At 69.5% G+C, this 20,948-nt stretch carries 25 protein-coding genes; 17 read left to right on the plus strand and 8 right to left on the minus strand.

Annotated features, from left to right (window positions below):
• Positions 1 to 50: 50 nt before the first annotated feature.
• Together ACFQVD_RS09720 and ACFQVD_RS09725 are read left to right on the plus strand one after the other, a co-directional pair.
• Positions 51 to 1,208 carry an erythromycin esterase family protein gene (locus tag ACFQVD_RS09720; RefSeq protein WP_343973962.1) on the plus strand — a complete coding sequence of 386 codons (1,158 nt, stop codon included), beginning with the start codon at positions 51 to 53 and terminating at the stop codon, positions 1,206 to 1,208.
• Between the two features lie 46 nt (positions 1,209 to 1,254).
• The gene (locus tag ACFQVD_RS09725) at positions 1,255 to 1,446 is read left to right on the plus strand and encodes a hypothetical protein (protein ID WP_343973965.1); all 192 of its coding nucleotides are present in this window, start codon (positions 1,255 to 1,257) and stop codon (positions 1,444 to 1,446) included.
• On the opposite strand, the gene ACFQVD_RS09730 is transcribed toward ACFQVD_RS09725, so the two are convergent.
• Entirely contained in the window at positions 1,433 to 1,933 is a 501-nt protein-coding gene (locus ACFQVD_RS09730) for a GNAT family N-acetyltransferase (RefSeq protein ID WP_343973968.1), read from the minus strand. The two genes, ACFQVD_RS09725 and ACFQVD_RS09730, sit on opposite strands and share 14 nt — an antisense overlap.
• 624 nt (positions 1,934 to 2,557) lie before the next feature.
• Here ACFQVD_RS09730 and ACFQVD_RS09735 point away from each other — a divergent pair.
• Entirely contained in the window at positions 2,558 to 3,226 is a 669-nt protein-coding gene (locus ACFQVD_RS09735) for a HEAT repeat domain-containing protein (RefSeq protein WP_343973971.1), read from the plus strand.
• 6 nt (positions 3,227 to 3,232) lie between these two features.
• Positions 3,233 to 4,237 carry a HEAT repeat domain-containing protein gene (locus ACFQVD_RS09740; protein ID WP_343973974.1) on the plus strand — a complete coding sequence of 335 codons (1,005 nt, stop codon included), beginning with the start codon at positions 3,233 to 3,235 and terminating at the stop codon, positions 4,235 to 4,237.
• A 132-nt stretch (positions 4,238 to 4,369) separates the two neighbouring features.
• Here the strand turns inward: ACFQVD_RS09740 and ACFQVD_RS09745 are convergent, their stop codons facing one another.
• Positions 4,370 to 4,813 carry a hypothetical protein gene (locus ACFQVD_RS09745; RefSeq protein ID WP_343973977.1) on the minus strand — a complete coding sequence of 148 codons (444 nt, stop codon included), beginning with the start codon at positions 4,811 to 4,813 and terminating at the stop codon, positions 4,370 to 4,372.
• 92 nt (positions 4,814 to 4,905) lie between these two features.
• Here ACFQVD_RS09745 and ACFQVD_RS09750 point away from each other — a divergent pair, with 92 nt between their 5' ends.
• Both ACFQVD_RS09750 and ACFQVD_RS09755 read left to right on the plus strand, forming a co-directional pair.
• The gene (locus ACFQVD_RS09750; protein WP_343973980.1) at positions 4,906 to 5,271 is read left to right on the plus strand and encodes a MerR family transcriptional regulator; all 366 of its coding nucleotides are present in this window, start codon (positions 4,906 to 4,908) and stop codon (positions 5,269 to 5,271) included.
• A 409-nt stretch (positions 5,272 to 5,680) separates the two neighbouring features.
• Entirely contained in the window at positions 5,681 to 5,854 is a 174-nt protein-coding gene (locus tag ACFQVD_RS09755; RefSeq protein WP_343973983.1) for a hypothetical protein, read from the plus strand.
• A gap of 134 nt (positions 5,855 to 5,988) precedes the next feature.
• On the opposite strand, the gene ACFQVD_RS09760 is transcribed toward ACFQVD_RS09755, so the two are convergent.
• Both ACFQVD_RS09760 and ACFQVD_RS09765 read right to left on the minus strand, forming a co-directional pair.
• Positions 5,989 to 7,629 (minus strand): family 43 glycosylhydrolase, encoded by a 1,641-nt coding sequence (locus ACFQVD_RS09760; RefSeq protein WP_343973986.1) that lies wholly within the window; start codon positions 7,627 to 7,629, stop codon positions 5,989 to 5,991.
• A 292-nt stretch (positions 7,630 to 7,921) separates the two neighbouring features.
• On the minus strand, positions 7,922 to 8,443 hold the full coding sequence (locus tag ACFQVD_RS09765; protein WP_343973989.1) for a MarR family winged helix-turn-helix transcriptional regulator: 522 nt from the start codon (positions 8,441 to 8,443) through the stop codon (positions 7,922 to 7,924).
• A gap of 91 nt (positions 8,444 to 8,534) precedes the next feature.
• On the opposite strand from ACFQVD_RS09765, the gene ACFQVD_RS09770 reads away from it, so the two are divergent.
• The 8 genes from ACFQVD_RS09770 (at position 8,535) to ACFQVD_RS09805 (ending at position 13,447) form a co-directional block, all read left to right on the plus strand.
• Positions 8,535 to 8,972, plus strand: coding sequence for a PPOX class F420-dependent oxidoreductase (locus ACFQVD_RS09770; RefSeq protein ID WP_343973992.1), 438 nt, complete (start codon positions 8,535 to 8,537; stop codon positions 8,970 to 8,972).
• 101 nt (positions 8,973 to 9,073) lie between these two features.
• Positions 9,074 to 9,709, plus strand: coding sequence for an NADPH-dependent FMN reductase (locus ACFQVD_RS09775; RefSeq protein WP_343973995.1), 636 nt, complete (start codon positions 9,074 to 9,076; stop codon positions 9,707 to 9,709).
• Between the two features lie 71 nt (positions 9,710 to 9,780).
• Positions 9,781 to 10,245 (plus strand): nitroreductase/quinone reductase family protein, encoded by a 465-nt coding sequence (locus ACFQVD_RS09780; RefSeq protein WP_343973998.1) that lies wholly within the window; start codon positions 9,781 to 9,783, stop codon positions 10,243 to 10,245.
• A 42-nt stretch (positions 10,246 to 10,287) separates the two neighbouring features.
• Positions 10,288 to 10,479, plus strand: a complete 192-nt coding sequence (locus tag ACFQVD_RS09785) for a DUF6069 family protein (protein WP_343974001.1) — start codon at positions 10,288 to 10,290, stop codon at positions 10,477 to 10,479.
• Between the two features lie 127 nt (positions 10,480 to 10,606).
• Entirely contained in the window at positions 10,607 to 11,125 is a 519-nt protein-coding gene (locus tag ACFQVD_RS09790; RefSeq protein WP_343974004.1) for a hypothetical protein, read from the plus strand.
• Between the two features lie 243 nt (positions 11,126 to 11,368).
• Positions 11,369 to 11,803: a nuclear transport factor 2 family protein gene (locus ACFQVD_RS09795; protein ID WP_343974007.1), complete on the plus strand. Its 435-nt coding sequence runs from the start codon at positions 11,369 to 11,371 to the stop codon at positions 11,801 to 11,803.
• A 212-nt stretch (positions 11,804 to 12,015) separates the two neighbouring features.
• The gene (locus tag ACFQVD_RS09800; RefSeq protein ID WP_343974010.1) at positions 12,016 to 12,411 is read left to right on the plus strand and encodes a hypothetical protein; all 396 of its coding nucleotides are present in this window, start codon (positions 12,016 to 12,018) and stop codon (positions 12,409 to 12,411) included.
• Between the two features lie 883 nt (positions 12,412 to 13,294).
• Positions 13,295 to 13,447: a hypothetical protein gene (locus ACFQVD_RS09805; protein ID WP_343974028.1), complete on the plus strand. Its 153-nt coding sequence runs from the start codon at positions 13,295 to 13,297 to the stop codon at positions 13,445 to 13,447.
• 232 nt (positions 13,448 to 13,679) lie between these two features.
• Here the strand turns inward: ACFQVD_RS09805 and rox are convergent, their stop codons facing one another.
• Positions 13,680 to 15,107 carry a rifampin monooxygenase gene (gene rox, locus ACFQVD_RS09810; protein ID WP_343974013.1) on the minus strand — a complete coding sequence of 476 codons (1,428 nt, stop codon included), beginning with the start codon at positions 15,105 to 15,107 and terminating at the stop codon, positions 13,680 to 13,682.
• A 489-nt stretch (positions 15,108 to 15,596) separates the two neighbouring features.
• Here rox and ACFQVD_RS09815 point away from each other — a divergent pair, with 489 nt between their 5' ends.
• Positions 15,597 to 16,355, plus strand: coding sequence for a hypothetical protein (locus ACFQVD_RS09815; protein WP_343974016.1), 759 nt, complete (start codon positions 15,597 to 15,599; stop codon positions 16,353 to 16,355).
• On the opposite strand, the gene ACFQVD_RS09820 is transcribed toward ACFQVD_RS09815, so the two are convergent.
• Positions 16,344 to 17,114, minus strand: a complete 771-nt coding sequence (locus ACFQVD_RS09820; RefSeq protein ID WP_343974019.1) for a hypothetical protein — start codon at positions 17,112 to 17,114, stop codon at positions 16,344 to 16,346. The genes ACFQVD_RS09815 and ACFQVD_RS09820 overlap by 12 nt on opposite strands.
• A 574-nt stretch (positions 17,115 to 17,688) precedes the next feature.
• Here ACFQVD_RS09820 and ACFQVD_RS09825 point away from each other — a divergent pair.
• The gene (locus ACFQVD_RS09825) at positions 17,689 to 18,483 is read left to right on the plus strand and encodes an MOSC domain-containing protein (protein WP_343974022.1); all 795 of its coding nucleotides are present in this window, start codon (positions 17,689 to 17,691) and stop codon (positions 18,481 to 18,483) included.
• Positions 18,484 to 18,549: 66 nt separating this feature from the next.
• Here the strand turns inward: ACFQVD_RS09825 and ACFQVD_RS09830 are convergent, their stop codons facing one another.
• Positions 18,550 to 19,470: an aminoglycoside phosphotransferase family protein gene (locus ACFQVD_RS09830; protein ID WP_386270890.1), complete on the minus strand. Its 921-nt coding sequence runs from the start codon at positions 19,468 to 19,470 to the stop codon at positions 18,550 to 18,552.
• 79 nt (positions 19,471 to 19,549) lie between these two features.
• The gene (locus ACFQVD_RS09835; protein ID WP_343981545.1) at positions 19,550 to 20,257 is read right to left on the minus strand and encodes a MerR family transcriptional regulator; all 708 of its coding nucleotides are present in this window, start codon (positions 20,255 to 20,257) and stop codon (positions 19,550 to 19,552) included.
• A gap of 87 nt (positions 20,258 to 20,344) precedes the next feature.
• On the opposite strand from ACFQVD_RS09835, the gene ACFQVD_RS09840 reads away from it, so the two are divergent.
• Entirely contained in the window at positions 20,345 to 20,821 is a 477-nt protein-coding gene (locus ACFQVD_RS09840; RefSeq protein WP_343981543.1) for a DUF6194 family protein, read from the plus strand.
• The last annotated feature ends 127 nt before the right edge of the window (positions 20,822 to 20,948 follow it).

Raw genomic sequence — 20,948 nt, forward strand, 5'->3', positions numbered from 1 at the left:
CATTTCCCTTAAAAAGTTTACACCGAATGTTCAACGATACCGTTAAAGGTATGGATATCAAGGACACAGCCCGTCCGCTGAACGGCGCGAGCGTCTCGGCGTTCCTCCGGTCACTGCCCGCCAAGCCCCTGCTGCTCGGCCTGGGCGAGGCCAGGCACTTCGTGGAGGCGCTGGGCGAGTTGCGCAACGAGATCTTCCAGCACCTGGTCGAGCATGAGGGCTACCGGTCGTTCGCCATCGAAAGCGACTGCCTCATGGGACTCGTGGTGGACGACTACATCACAACGGGCGCGGGCACACTCGACGACGTCATGGAACGCGGCTTCAGCCACAGCTTCGGCGCGTTCCCGGCCAACCGCGAGCTCGTGCGCTGGATGCGCGCGTACAACGAGGCGCATGACGAAAAGCTCCGATTCCACGGCTTCGACGGCCCGCTGGAGTATTGGGCCGCAAGCCCGCGCCAGGCGCTCACCGGCCTGCACCGCCTCCTCGACGGCCCGCTCCCGTGCACGATGGAAACCCTCGACACGCTACTCGGCCCAGACGACCGGTGGACGAACGAGGCCACGGTCATGGACCCCTCCCAGTCGATCGGCCAGTCCGCCGACGCCCAGCGGCTGCGACTGCTCGCCGACGACCTGGTGGCTCTGCTCGACACGCAGGCGCCGCGGCTGAGCGCGGAGGACAGAGAAAGAGCGGCACTGTACGGACGCACCGCCGTCGGCCTGCTCCGCTACCACCACTGGATGGCCGACACCTCCCCGGCCCGGATAGCCAGACTGTCGGGTCTGCGGGACGCGATGATGGCCGCCAACCTGCACGCCGTCGCCGAGCACGGTCCGGCCCTGGTCTTCGCCCACAACCTCCACCTGCAGCGGAACAAAAGCTTCATGCCACTCGGCGACCAGCAGTTGGAGTGGTGGAGCGCGGGCGCGATCACCGAAGCACACCTGGGCGACCGGTACGCCTTCCTGGCCTCGGCCCTCGGCACGGTGGGCGAGCACGCCCCACCCCCGGACACCGTCGAGGGCCTGCTGTCCACACTCCCGTGGAACCACTCCCTCATCGACGCCCGCCGCCTGGCCGAGGCCACCACGAAGCCCGCCCCACGCATCTCCCACGATTTCGCCTACTTCCCGCTGGACCCGGCCCAGCTCAACATGATCGACGGCATCGTCTTCCTCAAGCAGACCGTCAAACTGGGTTGACACACAGCAGGACGCCGATCGGCAACCCGTCTCGACCTCGGCGGCGGTGACCACGCTGCGCCGCTTGGTCGACGACGGCGTCTCGGCCACCGAGGCCGCCCGCACGCTCAAGATCGACCGCTCCACCGCCTACACAGCACTCGCGCAACGCTTAGCAGGTGTCTTCGGCCTCCCATCGGGGGAAATCGCGCTTCAGAGCGAGGCGCACTCCCGCCTGATCCCCGTCAGACGGCGGTGAAAGAAATCCACACATCCGGGGGAACGTCGGGCCGGTCCGAGTCAGGCGCGCGTTCCTCCGTCCACGCGTCACCGGCGATCTCGGTGGCGACGCGCCGCCAAAATGCGCCGGCCGCCATGTTCGAGTCCTGGAAGGCGATCCTCCAGGGGCCGGGGTGCCGGTAGATCACCTCCCGAACGACTCTCATCCCGATCCCGGACCGGCGTGCACCGCGTACCACGAAGAAGCTGTTCAGCACTCGCGCCGGGCCGGATAGCGCGCGCACAAAGGAGAACCCGACAGGCCGATCCCCGCCGGCGAACAGGTAGGTCGCCCAGTCCTCGTCCTCGAACACCGCGCGGAGCCGGTCGCTGTGATAGGTGGCATCGGGGCTGGGGAGCCCGCCCTGGAATTCCGCCATGTCGTGACGGAACATGAGCCAGAGCCGCTCGACAGTGGGACGGTCCGCGGCACTCACAGGCCGCACGGTTACCTGAAAAGTGGTCACACAAACACCTTTGCAGCACTTGCGCGACGTTGACCAGCAGTTGCCCCACCCGTACGCCAGCCGGTGGCCCACAAGGTCGCGAGCCGTCCCGCACGAACAGCACACGACACCATCGGTTGTCGGCATCCAGCCCTCAGCGGATCGGCCTGACACCGCAGAGGCTCCCGCGGACCGCACCGATGATCTGATCGCCAGAGGTCAGGTGTCCCCCAACCTGCCTTGTGTTTGCAGGTGATGTGTCTTCAGTCCGCTGTAAATGATCTTCAAGCCGAGCGAACGCCTTTACAATGTAGATTTATACGAGATCGCGGCCATAACGATGAGATGACCAGATCTCCCGGATATCCAGCAGCTGATCCTGTACCGACGTGTTGCGCAAGGACATCCGGACCGCGGCCGAGCACACGATCTGCTGAAGATCCCCTCGACCGGGCAAGCCGTCCTGGATCCGATGGCGTGCGCCACTCCCCCGGTCGGTGACCTCATCGGTATGGAGCACCACTCGCCCACGCTGCTGTTCAACCTGGCGCGCGAGTGCCCGGGGGCCTGATGATCTCGCGGCGCGCCCCCGCTTGACCTTGACACGGTGACAAGGTCTTCACTGTTGCCAAGGAGGTGGTCCCGATGACCGCGCAGAGACAGGACACGGATACGATTCGAGCTTTCCAGGGGCTGGAGGACAGCCGCTCGTCAGTGCGGCTGCGGGCGGCGATGGCGGTCGGCACGGCCCCTGACCCGCGATTCATCGACAAGCTCATCGAGCGATGCGCGATCGAACCCGAATTCTATGTGCGCGATATGCTGACGTGGGCACTCACCCGCCACTCAGCATCCATGACGGTTCCAGAGCTTCTCAGGGAACTCCACTCGGAGCGTGCGCAGGCACGAAGCCAGGCGCTGCACACGCTGTCCAAGATCGGGGATCCGCAAGCCTGGCCGGCGATCACACAGGCGCTTCTGTCCGACGCCGACGATGAGGTGGCGCGGAGCGCTTGGCGGGCAGCGGTCGTGCTCGTGCCCGAAGGCGAGGAGCCAGAGCTGGCCGCGACGTTGTCGAGACAGCTCGGGCGCGGCGAACGTGAGACGCGGCTGAGCCTCAGCCGGGCGCTGGTCGCGCTCGGTGAGGTGATCGTGCCCACGCTGCGCGCCGCGATGACGGACCCCGACCCGCGCGTACGCGCGCATGCGATCGCCACGGAACGGCTGTTGCGCGACCCGGATGCCGGATTCGAGTTCGCGATCGAGGAGGCCAAGCGCGCCGTAGCCCTCGGTAGCACCGGCAAGGAGGAGTGACAGGCAGTGTTGATCGGTGATGTGGCACGACGGTCCGGGGTCAGCGCCCGCATGCTCAGGCATTACGACTCGCTTGGCCTGGTGCGGCCAACGGGTCGTAGCGGCGCCGGCTATCGGGAGTACTCCAGCGAGGACGTTCGGCGGATCTTCCATATCGAGAGCCTGCGGTCCTTGGGGTTGTCGCTGCGTGACGTCAGGCGCGCGCTCGATGATCCCGACTTCACACCTTCGGAGCTCGTCGACGACCTCATCCGCCAGACGCGAGAGCGCATTGCGGCTGAGACGGAGTTGCTCACGCGACTGCGTCGGATCGACGCCGTAGAACCCGCCGGCTGGGAGGACGTTCTCCAGGTCGTCGCACTCCTGCAGGCGTTGCGCTCAAAGAGCGCCGGTAAGCGCCAGCGCGCGGCCCTGTCCTCGGTCGAAGAGGTTCCGGTGCCGGTGGAAGCACTGGTCGAGGCAGCGCTGAGCGAAACGGACCCGAACGTCGCCGGAGCCCTTCGCTGGGCTTTGGCGCAATCGGGCGGTAAGGGCCTGGCGCTGCTGGCGGAGGGTCTCGGCTCACCGGTAGCCGAGGTACGCAAACGTGCCGTCCAGTCCATCGCCGAGATTCCGAACGGTGAGGCGACCACACTGCTGAAGGACGCCCTCGCGAACCCCGACATCGTGGTCCGCAGGTATGCGGCTCTGGCACTCGGAGCGCGTGCAGTGGTCGACGCGATCCCGACGCTCATCGACATCGTCGTCGAGGGGACGAATGACGTCGATGCGGCCGACGCCCTGAGCGCGCTGGCGATTCGTCCCGCGTTGGCTGATCAGATCGCTACCAGGCTCGTTGATCGTCTCGCCCCCGGCAGCGTTGAATCGTCTGCACGCCGACGGCTGACACAGGCGCTCGCGGATATCCCGGGAACCACGGCGTCACGGGCCCTCGTAGATCTGTCACATGACGAGGACCGTGCCGTTGCGCTTACCGCGACATACATTCTCGGGATACGCGACGTACGATGACGGGTCTTTCCTGGGGTGTGGCGCAGGACGTGCGCGCTGGTGAGGGCGTCGAGATCGGCCGTCTGAGCGATCGCGGCGATGATGCCGCCGGCGGCGCGGGCGGTCAACGGCAGGGCCGACCTCTGTGGGCGATCAGGACAGGCCGGCGGGGAGTGGCTGAGGACGTCGGCTGCGCCACCACGGCACAAGCTGGACGACGCCGAACGCGACCTCGACGATGAGGAACAGCCATAGCAGCCGCGTGGCGCCTTGGGCCAGTGCGTATGCCTGCCATGCCGCGAACAGCGTGCGCGCGGCGCCGTCGAACAGTCCGTGCACCGGTATTGGCCTGACGATGCGCAGGAGGGCCCAGACGACGACGACCGAGCCCATCAGATTCGCGTACAGGGTCTGCATCGGGTCGAGTGCCGGCAGGGTGCCCAGGCCGAACGCGCCACTCAACGACGACAGCGCACCGTGCAGCAGCGCGTACGTCCACGGCGTGGCGAATCCCGCCGTGACCACGAGGTCGTACCAGGCGCTGGCGCGTACGGCGCGAAGATAGGCGGGGCGGGAAGGGGCGAAACCAGGGATCACGATGAGCCTCCTGCTGTTCTCACGGCAACGACGCCTCACGGTAAAGGGTGGAGTACGCTCCAAGGTCAAGCCCCGGAATCCGACGGAGGATCATGCGCATCGGAGAACTGGCCGCGCAGGCGGGTATGACCAGGGACACCATCCGGTTCTACGAGAAGGTCGGCCTTGTCACAGGTCGACGGCTGGCCAATGGTTACCGCGACTTTCCTCCCGAGGCGGTGGCCTGGCTGCACTACGTCCGCACGGCGCAGACGCTCGGATTCTCACTGGCGGAGATCGCACGGCATGGCGAGGAACTGCACGACGCGCCGGACGCCGCGAAAGCGTTGTCCGCGTTGTTCGAGGAGAAGATCCAGGTCGTTGACGCGCGCATGGCCGAACTCGCCGCCCTGCGGGCCGAGCTCACCGCGCGCGTCGGCACCGGATGCCCATTGCGGGCGGCCGACCAGGCCGACTGAGCACCCGGCAGAGTCCAGCGGGTCCGGCTCCACCCGTCGCACCTGCGTCATCGCCCGGTGCGTCCATTCCGGGATCGGCATGCACACCCCGCCGTCGGTGCACGACGACTCCACCGTCGAGGCTCAGGCCGGCCTCCGGGGAGGATCGGACCGGATTTTGGCGCCGCGTAGCGCGTGGTAAGGATCATATCGTGAGGCCCAATTCGCGTTGATCTTGTTCTCAGAAATGAGTAGTTCTCAAGCTCGAGTCGGTTCTCCGCTCCCAAACGTGTCCCCAGCCGTCAGGTGGCCTCCCCGCCGGAGTCCACAGGCCTCGCGCGCCCGCGCGTAGACCCCTCGCGAAACTCTGAAAACTCAACGACTCGGCTGGGCACTCCAGCGAGCGCTCCTGGAGGTGACGCGACTGGAAATGGCGACCGCCCTGCAACTGCGCAATCTGCGCGAGGCCGAACCGCAGCACGGCTCACCGGTGAGCCTCGCTGGCTCCGTCGGCGAGGGTGATGGCGAGGACCGAAACGGTGGTCGGCTAGAGGTCCTCGACGCACCAGGCGGCGATCTCGGCGCGGCGCAAGACCGGTGTTGAGATCGCTCACAGCCGCTCCCGCTACCGAGGTTGAGGGCTACCACCGTGCTGGCAAGGGGGCCGCATGGTGCGGCTGGCTGATCTCGGCCGTCGTGGCGTGCAGGTGTTCACCCTCGGCGGAGTGGGTGCCGCTGTCATACCGTGACGAGGGTTCGGGCGCGGTGGAAATCCGCGGGCAGGGCGCTGCCGGTCAGGTCCCAGACCCATAGGCCGAAGAAGGCTCCGGTAAAGCCCAGGGTGCGCAGGCCGCCTGCGTCGATGTCTTCGGCGTGCTCGTCGGAGACCACGGTGGCGTCCAAGGGCTGTCCGAACTCCTGCCAGGTGCCCTCCAGCCGGACGCGGGTGCGCAGCAGCGGGCCTTGGAGATCCAGGGCGAGGCTGATCGGGGCGGTGTCGCTATCAGGCAGGGGCAGGCCGCCGTCCTCATCGACGGTGGTGACGCCGCGGTCGCAGGTGGCGCGGTGGAGCACGGCCTGCCCGGTGTCGTCTGCGGTGATGTGGAGGAAGTGCCAGTTGCGGGTGTTGTAGTAGAGGGTCACGCCGGCCAGGTGCTGGAAGCCGAGGGGGCGGAACTCGATGTCGGCTTCGAAGGTGGACCGCGGGGCGGGGACGCGGCGGGCGACGAGGCTGGGGCCGATGAGGCTCTGGGGTGAGCGGCCGCCCCGGATGCGCAGGTGGGAGGGGCGTTCGGTCAGCGAGAGCCAGTCGGGGGCGGCGTGGCGCCGCAAAGTGGACCACTGCGGGCCGAGGTTCGGGGCGTCGAAGTCGTCGTCCTCGGCGGGCGGCCAGGCGGGGGTGAGGGTGGTGTCCTTCGTTGTGGGGCGGACCTGGTCGTGTCCGACGGGCACGGTGATGGCCGGACGCCCGCCGGGAACGCGGGGCCAGCCGTCGTCGGTCCATTCCACCGGGGCGATGGCGGTCTCGCGGCCGAGGATGCACGGGCCGCGCCGACCCGTGGGGCGGGCGGCGAGGTAGGCGATCCAGGTGCGGCCGTCCGGCATGGTGAACAGGCTGCCGTGCCCGGCTTTCTGGAGTGGAAGGTCGGGGTCGTGGAGCGAGGTGAGCAGCGGCCCGGCGGGGTCGGTGACGTACGGGCCGGTCAGGCGGCGGGAGCGGGCGACGGTGACCCGGTGTTCCCATCCGGTGCCACCGTCGGCGGTGGTCAGATAGTACCAAGGGCCGCGGCGCAACAGGTTCGGTCCCTCGATCCAGCCTGCCCTGGGCGGGAGCTGGATGCGGACCGGGTCGCCGGTCAGGCGGCGGGCGGTGCGGTCGTAGCGGACGACTTCCAGGCCGGCGCTGCCGCCATGGCCGGGGCGCCAGTCGTGGACGAGGTTGAGCAGCCAGCTGTCAGGCCCGTCATGGAAGAGCGACGGGTCGAACCCGCGCGAATGCAGGGGGGCGGGGTCCGACCAGGGACCGATGGGGTCGGCCGCGGTGGTCAGCAGGTTGGGGCAGTCGGTGAAGCCGCCCGCGTAGGTGGACACGTTGCTGTAGACGAGGTGGAACAGGCCGTCCGCCCAGGTCAGGCTGGGAGCCCAGACGCCGCCGGAGTCCGGTGTGCCCTCCAGTCGCAGCAGCCGGTCCGCGCCGAGCGCGCCGCCGAGCGGGTCCCAGCGCACGAGGTCGCGGGAGCGGTGGATGCGGACGCCCGGACTCCACTCGAAGGTCGAGGTCGCCACGTAGACCCAGCCGTCGACGACCACGGCCGACGGGTCGGGGTGCGATCCCGGCAGTACCGGGTTGTGTATGGCCGGTGCCGGCGGTTGTGTCATGCGGTCCTTTCTGTCGGCGGCCCGCAGGTCTGCCAGGCCGTGGCACGGATGATCTTTGCGGGTTCCGCGATCGATGGACGGTGCGCCGCGGGATCGTCTCCACCGGGTCCCCCGGGTCGCGGGCGAAGCCCGGCTCGACCGCGGCCCACCAGCGGCTTCGGCGAGTGAAGCGCCCTACCGCCGTTTCTCGCCGGATGCCGTGCCGGTTTCACCGGCTTGCGGCGTGGGCCGCCCGTCACGTGGTCGTCCTGACCACCCGCGCCCACCGATCGGGAAGGCGCACCAGAGGAGTTCAGCGGCAGTCGGCCGGGCCCGCGCCGAATGCCGCGCGGTGCTGCTGGATGATCCCGGTCATCGTGGCGCGCAGGTGTTCGCCGTCGGCGAGGTCGAGGTCGGCGGTGAGCTGGGCGAGTTGCCCGGTGATCTCGGCGTGGAAGGCGGCGGCGGCCTCGCGGCCGGTGTCGGTGAGGGTGGCCTGCAAGGCGCGGCGGTCGCCGGGGACGGGGTCGCGGCGGGCCAGGCCTCGTTTCTCGGCGCGGTCCATGAGACCGGTGAGGGCGGCGCGTTCAACGCCGAAGATCTGGGCGAGGTCGGCCATGCCGCGGGGCCCTTCCAGCAGGACGCACAGGAGCTTGGCCTGGACAGGGGTCAGGTCGTGGCGTTCGGAGACCCGTGCGTAGATCCCCTGGACCAGGCCGGTGAGCTGGATCAGCGCGGTGGCGACGTCCATCGGCTCGCTGGCGGGGCCGGCAGCGGTACAGGGGTGACCTGAGGGGATGGCCGTTTCGGTGACTGTTTGCGCTGTCGTGTCCACAGGAATAATGTACACCATGCATATAGTTAATGCCATGTACAGTACACTGCATTAACCAAATGGCCGGTGAGGGCGGGCAAAGGAGGATCACATGTCGTTCAGCGAGCAAGAGATCGCGTATCTGAGGTCCCAGCGGCTGGCGCGGATCGCCACCGTCGGCGCGGACGGCCAGCCGGACGTGGCGCCGGTGGGATTCGAGTTCGACGGGACCCATCTGCTGGTGGGCGGGTTCAACCCGGCCCGCACCCGCAAGTTCCGCAACGTGGCGGCCGGCAACGCCAAAATCGCGATCGTGATCGACGACCTGCCGTCCGTCCAGCCGTGGACGCCCCGCTACCTGCGCGTCTACGGCGACGCCCAGATCGTGCAGCGGCAGGGGCCCCGCGGACCCGCCCCGGTCATGCGGATCATGCCGCGGGTGTCGTGGCCCTACAACCTGGACGGCCTGCCGTTCAGCCACGACCGCGAGGTGAGTGTCCGCCGCACCGTCCACACCACCGGTCCGGCGGACGGCCCGCCACAGGACTGACCGGCCCCACCTGGGAGCGGCCCGCCCGCACGGGGTCCGCACCCGCACCGCCGCTGTGCGCGGCATATCCCCGCACACGCCTGTCAAAGGAGAGAACAATCATGTCGAAACTGCTGGTGATCGTGGGCAGCACCCGTCCGGGACGGGCCGCCGACCAGGTGGTGCCCTGGGTCCTCGAGCACGCCGCCGCGCACGAGGGATTCGAGGTCGAGGTCGCCGACCTGCGCGACTGGCCGCTGCCGATCTTCACCGAGCACTTCGGGACCGTCGGCGACATCAACGACCCGACCTATTCCGAGCCGCTCGTGCGGGCGTGGAACAAGAAGGTCAAGGAGCACGACGCGTTCCTGTTCATCACGCCGGAATACAACCACAGCGTGCCGGGCGCGCTGAAGAACGCGATCGACTCGATCTGGCTGTCGTTCGGGTTCCGCAACAAGCCCGTCGCGGTCGTCGGCTACAGCAACGGCATCGGCGGCGGCATCCGCGCCATCGAGCACCTGGCCCAGATGATGGTCGAGGCCGAAGCCGTCCCGCTGCGCAACGCCACCGTGCTGCCGTTCGTCGGCGACGCCTTCGACGCACACGGCGCGCCGAAGAACCCGATGACCGGCATCAGCCTGCAGGTCATGTTCGACGACCTCGCCTGGTGGGCCTCCGCCCTGGACAAGGCCCGCGCCGACGGCGAGCTCGTCCCCGGCATGTTCCGCGCCCGCGCCGCCGCAGCCCAGAACTGACCCGCGCTTTCGTCGCCCGGCCGCCCCGCCACGGGGCGGCTTTCCACCTCCGATCATGAACGGGAGCAACGATGAGCTTCACCACCCGCCGCGGCACCCGCGGCGCCCGCCAGCCCAAGGCCAACCGGTTCTTCACCTGGGTGAACACCTGGGCGATGAAGCGGATCCGCACCAAGGGCGGCCAGGTCATGGGCATGAGCGCCCTGGTCCTGACCACCATCGGCGCCAAGACCGGGATCAGGCGCAGCACCCCTGTCGCCTGGTTTCCCGGCCCTGACGGCTCCTGGCTGATCGTGGCCTCGGCCGCCGGCGCCGCCGGCAATCCCGCCTGGTACCACAACATCGCCGCTTACCCCGACCAGGTCGAGATCGACGTCGACGGCGCCACCGTCTCGGTCACCGCCACCCAGTTGCACGGCCCCGGCCGCGACACCGCGTGGGCTCAGATCGCGAAGGCATCGGCCAGATTCGCCGGCTATCAGGACAAGACCGACCGGGAACTGCCCATCATCCGACTGACCCGCCGCCCGGCCTGACCCACGCCGAGCCCAAACACCCGAACTTCGAGGATCGTCCTCGTGCTGGCCCGTCGACGCCCCGCCGTGCGCACGTGGGCCTCCTGGGGCGGGCTCGCTCTGGCGCTGGTCTCAGCCGCGACGCCGTTCACGGTCTCCAGCGACACCCTCACCAGCCTTGCACTGGCCGCCATGCACCTGGTCGTCGGCGCCGCCTGGGTCACCAGCATGCGCACTGGCCCCGACCACCGCTGACCCCTGCGGTCACCACCATGCTCGCCCAGCTCAACCGCTCATCGCGTGGAGCCAAGCCCGCGCACCACTTCCTACCGCCCAGCTGGTCGAGGTCTGACCGGCACGGCTCTGTGAGAAAGGCCCGCACATGACCCTCACCGGAGCGGAACTGGCCGGCCAGGACGCTGTCGTCATAGGAGGCACCGGCAACGTCGGCGCCTTCCTGGTCGACGCCTTCGTCCGCGCCGACGCCCGGGTGCCGGTTCTCTCCCGCTCCCAGGACAAGATCGACCGTCTCCTCGCCCGGCTCGGCCCGGACAAGGCCAGTCACGTCGGCGCCTTGATCGGCGACATCGGGTCTGCGGCGGGTGCCGTCGCGGCGGCACCCGCCGGCTGGCACCAGACACCCTCGATGCTCCAAGCCGGATTCGACGACTTCAAGGCCGTCATCGAAAACAGCCTGTTCCCGCACTACCTGGCCGCGCAGACCTTCCTGCCACTGCCCCCGGCGGCTCCTACACCAGCATCAACGGCCCCGTGGGGTTCATCGGACCGCCTCAGCCCGGGATCGGGCCGATGGCGGTGGTCTCGGTCGCGCAAAACAAGCTCATGCAGGCCTTCGCGGTGGAGACCGCCGGCACACCCCGGGTCAACGACGTGGTCATGATGGCCTTCATCGGCCCTCACGGCACCCGCCCGGGCTCACCTCTCACCGGAGAACAGGTCGGCGACTACGTCGGCGCCCTGGCCTCACCGGCAGGCAGGACGGTGCACAACCAGACGCTGCACCTGCGCGACCCGCGCCAGGTCGCCGCGGCGTTGGCCGGCGACTTCACCGGCCCCGAGACCACTCCACCCCACGGGCCCGCTGAGCACCCATCCGGCACCTCAGGGCAAGGACCAGCACACCATGAACGACACCCACAGCACCCACGGCACCGGCAACGCGGTCACAGCCGTCGCCGACGCCTACTTCGGCGCCTGGCAAGCCAACCAGCCCTCCCAGCTGGCCGATGTGCTCGCCCCCGACGTTCGCGTCAACGGGCCCCTGGGGCAGATAGACGGCGCCGCGCAGTACCAGGCCTCGCTGGCCCGCATCTTCGCCATCACCAGCGAGCTCGTCTTCCACAAGCGGTGGGTCGACGGCGACGACGTCATGACCTGGTTCGATCTGCACCCCCGCGGCGCCGGGGAACCTTTCCCCGTAGCCAGCTGGCTGCAGATCGAAGGTGGCCGCATCACCCGCGTCCGGGTCACCTTCGACCTCGGCAAGCTCCTGCAGGCCGGCGACCCGCGCCGTGCTTCCACCGGCCAAGAAGAGCCCGGCCCGGCGGCTCGTCCCTGAATCGCTGAACGGCGCAGTCAGCTGCGGCGAGTACTTCGCCATTGGCTGCCCCCGGCCAACACCCATCGCACGAGGTGCGCGCGACGGCTGCCGCCTGTCGGCGTACGCCTCTGTGTGCAGAGGCGTACGCCGACATCGAGGATCGCGAGGGCCTTCGCCAGCGCGGTTCGTGAGGACCCCTGGTGTCGTCCGCCGTATTGAAGGTCGTCGCCGTGACTGGCGACCTGTTCCAGCACATCGGCTCTGGCACGTTGGATCTCCTCGTCCGTGGCGTGGCGCAGTTCAGCGATGCCCGGGGCCGGTACTACGCCTCGCCCGCACTGGCCAGGCTGCTGGACTCGGCGCCGCGCGAGCAACTCTCCGACCGCTTCCCCGGCACTCGCGCCGGGTTGATCGGCCAGGCCGCGCTGTCCGGGCCCGACGAGCTGGCCAGCGCGCCGAGCAGCGCGCTGGCCGGCCTCGCGCTCTTCCAGGCGGTACGGCCCGCGCTCGCCGGGGTGCGGATCACCGATTCCCGCTTCTTCCCCGAGCTGATCGTCCCGCACTCCTGGCGGTACGCGGCCGTGCTCGTCTGCGTGCCGGTCGTCGCGGCGTGCGTCGCGCTGTAATCGCTGCGCCGAGTGCGGATCTCACCGCTCGGCGCGGCCAGGAAGGCCGCGTCGCCCCCGCCGCGGGGGTGGCGGGTGATCCCCGCTGCTGGCCGGGCTGGGGTTGTTCGCGGGCCCGGTGTACCGAAACGGCAAGGAGCCCGACGCCCTGCTGTCCGGCGCGGAGCTCGCCCTGATCATGGTCGGGCTGGTCCTGGCCGGGCCCTGGCTGACGATGCGGGCCGCGCGCCTGGCAGCCCGGCTGACCCGGAGCGCGGCGACACTGCCGGCCGCGCAGCGGATGGCCGCGGACCCCAGAGCCGCCTTCCGCGCGGTAAGCGGGCTCGTGCTGGCGGTGTTCATCGGCACGGCGATAGCGGGCCTCGTGCCCGCCGTGCTCTCCGGTCAGCAGGCCGTGGCCGGCGGCGCGCTGAACCACGTGCTGCGCGCCCAGTTCGCCCGGCCCGGCGTCACGGGCCTACCCCAGCAGACACAGGCGGACCTGCTCGCCCGCCTGCGCGGCTCCCCGGGCGTGGATGTGCTGCCGATCTACGCCAAGCAAGCCGGGAGACCCCGAATTCAGCCCCTGGCGGGTGCCGTTCGACCCCGCGCATCCACTGACCACCCCTCGGGGGCTCAAGCACGACAGTCCGGCGGCGCGGCAAGCCCTGGCCGATGCCGTGCACTTCTTCCAGGCCAACCGCATCCCCCTGACGCTCACCCCGGGCCAGGCGCAGCGCTACTCCTCGATCCCGCTTCCCGGCTGTACCGAGGGCGAGGGCTGTTTCGACAGGGTGCGTATGAGCGGCCCGCTCGGCACCGACGGGCACTACCCGGAGGTGGACACCGGCTCCAGCTTCATGATGGCCGTCGAGCTCGGCCCTGACGGCCCCGTTCCCGCACCATCCTCACCTACTCCCTCTCCGCCGATCCCACCTCGGCCCACCACACCGACCAGACGGTCCTGTTCTCGCGCGGCCAGTGGGTCACCGGGCGCTTCACCGGAGCCGAGATCGCCGCCGATCCGCAGCTGAGGACCACCACGGTGCGTGGGTGAGGTACGCGACGTCAAGCAACCGGAGTTGACCGGCATCGACCGGTCAACTCCGATCTCCAGCATGGCCTGGTGGGTTCGGAACGTCCTTACCTGCGGATCGGGAATCCCGACAAGACTGATCTCGCTAGGGTCGTCGTACTTCGCGAGGGTTTCGAGCCGACGGGGTACGGCACCGACCGCGCCGAACGCGGCCGGAGACAGGCCCCCGCCCTTTCGAGCCACAACCGCGCGCTCAGCTGACGGCAGCGCCGAACCACTTGGGCAGCCGGCCGAGCAGCCCTTGCTGGTCTTCACCGACCCACGCCACGTGGCCGTCCGGCCGCAGCAGCACCGCGGGCACGTTCAGTTCCTCGCTGACGTCGACGACGTGGTCGACCCGATCCGCCCAACCCGCCACCGAGAGCCGGCCGGTCTGGTCGAGCAGCAGCCCGCGGCCGCCGTGCATCCGCTCGTAGAGGCGTCCCCGTTTCAGCTCCATGTCCCGCATCCGCCGGCCGAGCAGTTCATGCCCCTCGCCGAAGTCGTAGCGGACCCCGATCGCGATGATCTTCTCGATCAGGTACCGGTTCACCTCCTCGAAGTCCATCAGTTCCGACAGCAGCCGGCGCACTGACCGGGGGCCCGGCTCAAAAGAGAGCAGCTCCATCTGCGCGCGGGTGTTGTTCAGTACGTCGGCGGCCACCGGGTGCCGTTCGGTGTGATAACTGTCCAGCAGCCCCTCCGGCGCCCAGCCTCCGACCTCGGCGGCCAGTTTCCAGCCGAGGTTGAACGCGTCCTGGATACCGAGGTTGAGCCCCTGCCCGCCGGTCGGCGGGTGGATGTGCGCCGCGTCGCCGGCCAGCAGCACCCGGCCGACCCGGTAGCGCTCGGCCAACCGGGTGGCGTCGCCGAAACGGGAGAGCCAGCGCGGTGAGTGCACGCCGAAGTCGGTGCCGGCGAAGGCCCGCAGCCGCTGTTTGAACTCCTCCAAGGTCGGCGGAACCGTGCGGTCCTCGGCCACCCCCTCGGCAGGCACGACGACGCGGTACACCCCGTCCCCGAGGGGCCCGGCGCCGAACCTCAGTTGGGTCCTGCGGACCTGTGCGACGATGGCGGCGACCGTCGCCGGATCCTCGGTCACCTTCATCTCGCCCAGCAGCGTCTCGACCCTGCTGGGCTCGCCGGGGAAGCCGACGCCGAGCAGCTTGCGCACCGTGCTGCGGCCGCCGTCGCAGCCGACGAGGTAGCGCGAGCGCAGCCGCGTGCCATCGGCCAGCTCGACGGTCACCCCGTGTTCGTCCTGGTCGAGCCCGACCAGCTCGCACCCGCGCCGGATCTCCGCGCCGACCTCGGTGGCGTGCTCGGCCAGCAGGCGATCGGTGGTGGTCTGCGGAATGCCGAGGACGTAGGGATGCGTGGTGTCCAGCCGGTCGGGCGAGGGCTTGTCGATGCCGGCGAAGAAACCGCCGACCGGGTACTTCTTGCCGTGCACGAGGAACCGCTCCAGCAGTCCGCGCTGGTCCATCACCTCGATGCTGCGCACGTGCAGGCCGAGCGCGCGGACATACCTGGCCGGCTCCGCCTCCTTCTCCAGCACGAGCGTGTGCACGCCATGCAGCCGCAGCTCGCCGGCCAGCATCATGCCGGTCGGTCCGCCGCCGGCAACGATCACGTCAATCATGAACCCCCCATTCGACAAGGTCGCATTTCGGCCGGCCGCTCCATGCGGTCCGGTGACTCGCACACCCGTGTCCTCGCGCCGAGTTTCCGTAACCGCACCGCGACTCCCACCGGCGGTTCGACGTCCCGCGAAACCCACACGTCGACAAAAGAACACGTATTCCGCGAATCCCTGATTTCCGCAGGTTCTGGCCTCGGCCGACGATTCTGCGGCACGACCCGGGTCTTGCCGCAAGCCCCCCGGTGCGCTATACGTTGAGAGTGGCAAGGAGTGGATGACCTCCTTGCCTTTGCCTTTTGTCGCCCGGCTGTGGACGGACAGGCTCCTCCCGAAGCGGTGACGCGCCGCGTACGGCGATACCACCGCCGGCTGGGACGAGGACGACCCCGACGCCTCCGTCGAGGAGCACCTGATCGTCGTCTCCCCCGGCCGTCGCCCGTGGCGGCGAGGTCCGGCGCGCGCGACGGGCCGGTCGTCCTCACCGTCCAGGTGACCGTCTCGAGCTACGTCACCCCGGCCCCGAAGCCATCGCCGCCGGCACCGGCCGTGGCCGCTTCGACCTACCTGTACTGGCCCGCCAAGGAAGACCTCATCCTCGGGCTGCTCGCCCGTGAACTGCTGACCTTCCTGAATGAGATCGTCGCCCGCATCACCGCCGATCCCGCCGTCGTGCTGCCGCGCCATCTGGCCCCGCTGCTGATCCGCACCGGACTGCGGCTGCCCCTGGCTCGCCGCGTGCAGAGCGGCGACGCCGGCCTGCTGCGACTGCTCACCCAGCAGGTCGGCGACCGCGAACTGTTCGCCCGCACCACGCCCAGCGCCCTGTGCGAGACGGGCCTGCCGATCTGTCACCGCCACGGCCTGATCCGCCACGATCGTCCCCTGCCCGACCTGACCTACGCCGTGCACGCCGTACTCACCGGGTTCGGCGCCGCCATGTCCGACCCGGCCACCGCATCCCTAGGCGTCGACGACCCTGCCGAGGTCCTCGCAGACACCGTGGCCCAGTTGCTCGAACCCCCCGTCGCCCCGGCGAGCAGGCCATCGCCGCGGCCGCCGAGAAGACCATCATCGTCCTACGACAGATCAACGAGGCGTTGCTCGACCTCATCGAGCGCAGCCAGACCTTCCAGTAGTGAGCAGCTCCAAGTCTGCGCGGCTCCGCAGGAGACGTCTGAAGACGTTGCGTCCAAGCCCGTCGTAAGAACAGCGCCCGAACCGGACCGCTCCGCTTCGTCAGCCCGGTGATCTGCCATCGTCGGGGGCGCGCCCGACACGGCGGGCGTTGCCGGTTCCGCAGTCCAGGCACACCACCCAGTCCCGCAGCTCGCCGTCTTGCTCCCAGATCTCACCGGCGACATTGCTCTGATCTTCGCCGCAGAAGAAACAGTTCCCCTCGCGGCCCTTCAGGCGCCGCATCGCGTGCAACCGCTCGCCCTCATGGTGCTGGTAGCCCAGCCAGCCGCACCCGGAGCACTCCCACCACAGTTCGCGCCTGGGCTGTGGCTCCTGGCCGCCCCAGAGGCTGCGGCGACGCAGAACCTGCAGAGCCGTCAGCTTCCGCCGGCACCGTGCGCATTCCGGGCTCACGAGGTGAAGCCCGCGAGGTTCGTACAGTGCCATCACCGGGGTGCGGCCGGTGACGGTGAGGGAGTCACGCGCTTGGGAGATGAGCAGCGACATGCGGAACTCACCGGTCCTGGCCTCGATGTTGGTCGGCACTTCGGGAACGTCCCTCAGCACGGTGACGTCCCAACCGGCGGACACGAGCAGAAACCTGGCGCCCTGCACCGGATCGACACCCGGCTCACCGTTCATGGCGTGCTGGACGTGCACGGAATAGGAGAACCGCAGCGGTTCCTCCCAATAGGTGATAGCCGGCGCCTCCGGTAGCGCCACCTCCAGGTCCTGGTCTCCGGTCAGCTCCACGACGACCGACCGGACCTGGCCGCGCAGCCACCGAGCCGCCCGATCCAACTCTTCACGCGCGCCCGGGATCTTCGTCATCACCACGTCCCGGCATCGGAGCATTCGCCGCGCCTCACCGGCGAACCGTACATACTTCCAAGCCCGACGCCAAGGTCCGGTCTTGTTCGCGAGAGTCGACCGCGGACGAGGCCCGCCGGATCGGCGGCCGGGGACGGACCGTTGGGGAGTTCCTGGCGATCGAGCGGCCGCTGCGGCCCGGGGCGGCCACAGCGCGGGCAGTCCCGCTTGGCCGCCTCCTGCCGGGCTTCGCGACGGCGGTCCCGACACACCGTCACCCCTTTCGACCGGACCGGGTGGCCGCACTCCGGGCAGAGTCGCGAGCAGGTCACCCACTTGCCGGACTCGGCCTGCGAGGTCTTCTGGGCGATGCCGCCGGGCCCGCCCGAAGAGGAGGTGCCAGGCCGCGTCCTCCGACGGCACCCGCGATGAAAGTTTCGCCAGAAGCCGCTACGGGGCTTCCGACGAACGGACCCCGCCGCCTCATCGAAGAGCATGCGAAACCCACATCCCAGAGGGGCCCGGTGCCCCGCCCCGGACGCCCCGTGGACACGCTCCCATACCCCAGGAGAGCGCTTCCTCCTATCCTTGCCCAATGGAACTAGCGGAGATCCGCACCTACCCCATCAAATCCACCAGAGGCATCTCCCGCCCATCCGCCCAAGTACTCCCCTGGGGTCTGGAAGGCGACCGCCGCTGGGCCGTGGTGGACCCGCTGGGAGAACTGATCTGGGTAGGCGAACACCCCCGGCTTCTCTCAGTTTCGGCCGCCGAGACCCCCGAAGGCGGTCTTCACCTGTCGGCGAAGGCCATGGGCGAACTCAAGGTCCCCCCGGCCACCGGCGACACGATCTCGCTAGGTTGCTCCAACCTCGACCGAGCCGTGCTCGCCCACGCCGACGCCCACGAATGGTTCACCCGCCTGCTCGGCATGCCCGCTCGCCTCATCTGGCTGGACGACCCCGGACGCCGGACCATCACCGAGAAACAGGGCGGCCTCTGGGACGGGCCCCTCATGCTCGTCTCCAGGAGTTCGCTCCAGCGCCTGGACGACTGGATCGCCGAAGGTGCCATGGAACGCCAGGAGCACCCCCCGGCCCCCCTCGACGTCGCCCGCCTCCGGCCCAACGCCATCATCGACGGCGCGGAACCCTTCGCGGAGGACACCTGGACGTCGGTCCGCATCGGCGAGGTCGATTTCCGCGTCTCGGGGTTGTGCGACCGCTGCGCCGCCACCATCTGGGACCCGGTCACTCAGGACCGCGGCAAGGAACCCCTGAGAACCCTGGCCAAACACCGCCGCTGGGACGGAGAGACCTGGTTCGGTATCCGCCTGGTGCCCAGGAACCTCGGCGAGCTGAGGGTCGGCGACGAAGTCCGGCCAGGCTAGCCGGTCAGGCGATTCAGGGCCGCCTTCAGCACCGCGAGCCCGGCCCCGCCTCCGAATCCGAGACGATCAGCGGTGGGCCGTTGCGATGAGGCGTCGCAGTGCGGCGTGGGCGGGTGGGCCCCACGTAGCCTTGCCGCCTGGGCGGCCGCGGACGCCGGCCTCTCCGATGAGGATGCCGGCGAGGGCCTGCCCCACCGCCCATCCGCGGGCGCGGCGCAGGGTCGCGGCGTCCGGGGCCGGCTGGCAGGCGGCGTGGAAGAGGTCGGCGGCGCCGTCCGGCAGCAGGGTCCACGCGGCGGCGAGGTCGCAGGCCGGATCGCCGGCGCAGAGGTCGCCGAAGTCGATCACGCCACAGATCGTGCCGTCCGCGGTGAGGATGTTGGCCGGATGCAGGTCGCCGTGGAGCCACAGCGCCGGGCCTGCCCAGCCGGGCGCGGCGGCGGCGTCGTCCCAGACCGCGCGGACGGCGTCCGGGTCGGGGACGAGCCCCAGTTCGGTGGCCGAGGCGAGCTGTTCGGTAAACCCCTCAGAGCGGTCGGCCAGCGACCCTCCGCGGCCAAAGCGGCCCGCGGGCGCCTCATCGGGGGCGGGTTGGTGCAGAGCCGCCAGGAAAGCGGCCAGGACGTCGGCCGCCTCCGCGCCGCGCGTGACGGGGGCCCGGTCGGCAGGCTCGCCCGGCACCCAGGTGGTGACGATCCAAGGTCGTGGAAACAGAGTGGAGGGCTCGCCGAGGCGCCGCGGGACGGGAACCGGCAGAGGAAGGCGCGGGGCGAGGACGGGCAGCCAGGTGTGCTCCTTGCGCAGCAGCGCGTCCGCGGACCGCGTCGCCCAGGGCAACCGGACGGCGAGGTCGTCGCCGAGCCGCCAGAGCTGGTTGTCCCAGCCACGCGCGCCGAGCCGCACAGGGCGATCGGCCAGGTCGGGGTGCTGGTCGCGCAGCAGATCCCGGACCAGCTCCGCGCTGATCTCGATCTCGGTGTGAGTCATGCGGAGCAACAGTAGCCGGATGGCGGCCCGCCCGTTTCCTCACCGGTGCACGGCTCTCAGGACAGCGGATCCCAGGCTGTCAGCTGCCGCTCGGGGAGGTGGCAGGCGAGAGCACAGCACTGAGGGCGGCGGCACCGTCGAGGAGGGCTCTGGAGCGAGCCGCGAGACCGGCGTCTCTGGCGGCCAGCACCGAGGCGACGTCCTCCAGCCGGCGGGCGCGCCGTAGCTCCGGCATGAGGGCACGAAGGGGTGCGATGCGGTAACCGGCCCTGCGCAGTTGGTGAACGATCCGTGCGTCTCGCACTTGGTCGGGTGTGTATCGTCGCGTTCCTCGCGCGGGATCGCGGTCGGGGACGACAAGATCCTCGGCATCCCAGTGCCGCAGCGTCGAAGGACGCACGCCGAGGGCGGCGGCGAGTTCGGAGACGCCCATCGAGTCCGATGCGCGCACGTCTTCGATCGGCTCGCTGGAGATCGTCCGGGCGGCCTCCCTGGCCTGTTTCAGTTCTGTGCGCTCTGCGTGGAGCCGGGCGTGCGCCGCGTCGAGAAGGGCGAGCACCTGCGAGGCAGGGAACCGGTGGACGGCTCGAACGATCTTCTTGGCCTCGATCGGGCCCGCGCCCGCCGCGAGGGCCCGGTAGGCCAACGCGGACTGTAGATGTATCTCTCCATAGATCCGGTAGCCCGCGGCCGTGCGCGTCGCCGGCGGCAGCACACCGTCGCGTTCGAGATTGCGCACCTGTTGAACGGAGTACCCGGCACGCCGAGCGACGTCGACGGTACGCATGTCCCGCGATTTGAGACCTGACACCCTGAAGCCCCTCATCCTCAGCCCCAAAGTCTCCATAAGCACTTTAATGCCACGCTAGAGCACATGACCATAGACGAGATCATTGGCTTCATCGACGGCCTCGACGGCGTCTTGACCCTCAGGCCGGCACCCGGCGACGGCTCGCCGGAGATCAGCTGGGGCGACACGTTCTTCTACTACGCGCCTGATGGTGTCATCCCGGCAACGACCCAGCCCTTCGCGACGGTCGTGACCAAGAACTACCCCGGCGACGAGGCATCGCGCCTGGACCGACCGGACACCTTCCGCGTGAACATCTCCGCCGGTAAAGAGGCGTTCATCCGGTGGACCGGTCACGCACCACGCGAATCAGCCACCACCGAGGTCGACCCCGGCGCTGTCGACACCGTGATCGCGCACCCCGTCTACGGCACCGTCGGCTGGCTGGCGGTGGTGAACCCGGGCTCGCGCACTGGAGCGGCAACCCGTGAGCTGCTGCGTACGGCCCATCACCTCGCACGCTCGCGCCATGAGCGACGCGCTGGATCCACGGCGCGCTGACGTGAGGTGGCCCTGGAGATCATGGAGTTTCAGGTGGCGGTCCCCACCCGAATCCAGCGCGTCCTGCCGGTTCCGACGTCGTTGCGCATCTCGAAGCCGGCGGCCTCCCCGGCTTCTTGTCAGCCGG

Origin of the sequence: Streptosporangium amethystogenes subsp. fukuiense, from assembly GCF_042665875.1 — a bacterium.
In the GTDB taxonomy this organism is placed as follows: Bacteria; Actinomycetota; Actinomycetes; order Streptosporangiales; family Streptosporangiaceae; genus Streptosporangium; species Streptosporangium fukuiense.

Coding starts and splice junctions, on each gene's coding strand:
- ACFQVD_RS09755 (WP_343973983.1), top strand. CDS start 5,681: ATGGCGACCGCCCTGCAACTGCGCAATCTGCGCGAGGCCGAACCGCAG.
- ACFQVD_RS09720 (WP_343973962.1), top strand. CDS start 51: ATGGATATCAAGGACACAGCCCGTCCGCTGAACGGCGCGAGCGTCTCG.
- ACFQVD_RS09760 (WP_343973986.1), bottom strand. CDS start 7,629: ATGACACAACCGCCGGCACCGGCCATACACAACCCGGTACTGCCGGGA.
- ACFQVD_RS09770 (WP_343973992.1), top strand. CDS start 8,535: ATGTCGTTCAGCGAGCAAGAGATCGCGTATCTGAGGTCCCAGCGGCTG.
- ACFQVD_RS09795 (WP_343974007.1), top strand. CDS start 11,369: ATGAACGACACCCACAGCACCCACGGCACCGGCAACGCGGTCACAGCC.
- ACFQVD_RS09840 (WP_343981543.1), top strand. CDS start 20,345: ATGACCATAGACGAGATCATTGGCTTCATCGACGGCCTCGACGGCGTC.
- ACFQVD_RS09775 (WP_343973995.1), top strand. CDS start 9,074: ATGTCGAAACTGCTGGTGATCGTGGGCAGCACCCGTCCGGGACGGGCC.
- ACFQVD_RS09735 (WP_343973971.1), top strand. CDS start 2,558: ATGACCGCGCAGAGACAGGACACGGATACGATTCGAGCTTTCCAGGGG.
- ACFQVD_RS09790 (WP_343974004.1), top strand. CDS start 10,607: ATGACCCTCACCGGAGCGGAACTGGCCGGCCAGGACGCTGTCGTCATA.
- rox (WP_343974013.1), bottom strand. CDS start 15,107: ATGATTGACGTGATCGTTGCCGGCGGCGGACCGACCGGCATGATGCTG.
- ACFQVD_RS09750 (WP_343973980.1), top strand. CDS start 4,906: ATGCGCATCGGAGAACTGGCCGCGCAGGCGGGTATGACCAGGGACACC.
- ACFQVD_RS09780 (WP_343973998.1), top strand. CDS start 9,781: ATGAGCTTCACCACCCGCCGCGGCACCCGCGGCGCCCGCCAGCCCAAG.
- ACFQVD_RS09820 (WP_343974019.1), bottom strand. CDS start 17,114: ATGACGAAGATCCCGGGCGCGCGTGAAGAGTTGGATCGGGCGGCTCGG.
- ACFQVD_RS09830 (WP_386270890.1), bottom strand. CDS start 19,470: ATGACTCACACCGAGATCGAGATCAGCGCGGAGCTGGTCCGGGATCTG.
- ACFQVD_RS09825 (WP_343974022.1), top strand. CDS start 17,689: ATGGAACTAGCGGAGATCCGCACCTACCCCATCAAATCCACCAGAGGC.
- ACFQVD_RS09835 (WP_343981545.1), bottom strand. CDS start 20,257: ATGCGTACCGTCGACGTCGCTCGGCGTGCCGGGTACTCCGTTCAACAG.